Consider the following 292-nt stretch of genomic DNA (forward strand, 5'->3'; position numbering starts at 1 on the left):
CTAGCCAACTGAGCTACATCCGCCTGAGTCGATCGTCACGGATCGTCTCCGTGCGCGATACTGGGTTCGAACCAGTGACCTCTTCCGTGTCAGGGAAGCGCGCTACCGCTGCGCCAATCGCGCTCGTCCACCTCCGAAGAGGTGGTGAACATGCCGCCACTCCCGGTCGGAGAAGGCTGCGAGGTCGGGACGGGATTCGAACCCGCGTATACGGCTTTGCAGGCCGCTGCCTCGCCTCTCGGCCACCCGACCAGGGGTGAAGGTTGAGCGAGCGGATGACGAGATTCGAACT

The 292-nt window shown here is 63.4% G+C and carries 2 tRNA genes; both read right to left on the reverse strand.

Going from position 1 to position 292, the window contains the following annotated elements:
• Positions 1-51: 51 nt before the first annotated feature.
• Positions 52-123: transfer RNA gene (locus SJ20_RS09015), tRNA-Val, on the reverse strand.
• 58 nt (positions 124-181) lie between these two features.
• A tRNA-Cys gene (locus SJ20_RS09020) sits at positions 182-252 on the reverse strand.
• Positions 253-292: the final 40 nt, after the last annotated feature.

Origin of the sequence: Micrococcus sp. MS-ASIII-49, assembly GCF_000946635.1 — a bacterium.
In the GTDB taxonomy this organism is placed as follows: Bacteria; Actinomycetota; Actinomycetes; order Actinomycetales; family Micrococcaceae; genus Micrococcus; species Micrococcus luteus.